This window comes from Streptomyces sparsogenes subsp. cuspidosporus, from assembly GCF_039532705.1.
GTDB classification, from domain to species: Bacteria; Actinomycetota; Actinomycetes; order Streptomycetales; family Streptomycetaceae; genus Streptomyces; species Streptomyces sparsogenes.
The window spans coordinates 1-514 of sequence record NZ_BAAASD010000181.1 but is presented as its reverse complement, the minus strand read 5'-3'; the positions used below and the strand labels follow the sequence as shown (position 1 = coordinate 514).

At 81.1% G+C, this 514-nt stretch carries 1 pseudogene; it reads left to right on the top strand.

What is annotated here, in order from left to right:
* Positions 1 to 514, top strand: a pseudogene (locus ABFY07_RS42965) (hypothetical protein); the annotation flags it as partial.

Here is a 514-nt window from a genome sequence, read left to right as displayed (position 1 = left end):
GTTGCCGGCGAGCCCCTCGACGATCCGGCCGGGCGGCGTCGCGTCCCCGCCGACCTCCTCCCCGTCACCACCCGGTCGGCGCTGCTCCCGGCCGAGCCCGTTCGCGTCCCCGCCGAGCCCCGCCCCGTCGCCACCCGGTCGGCGCTGCTCCCGGCCGAGCCCGTTCGCGTCCCCGCCGAGCCCCGCTCCGTCGCCGCCCGGCCCGCGCTCGTCCCGGTTAAGCCCCTTCGGGTTCCCGCCACGCCCCTGCCCGCCCCCGCCGAGCCGAGGACCACCGTTCTGCCGGTCGTGCCAGCGGCCCGACCGCGTCGGACCGCGGCCCGGCCGAACCGGGCGGCACCGGCCCGGCCAACGGAAGCGCGGCCCACCGAGATCCGGCCCACCGAGATCCGGCCCACCACGGCCCGGCCCGCTGAGTCCCGGCCCACGGCGCCCGAGCCAACCCTCGCCCGGCCCACCATCGCCCGGCCCACCATCGCCCGGCCCACCATCGCCCGCCCCACCATCGCCCGGC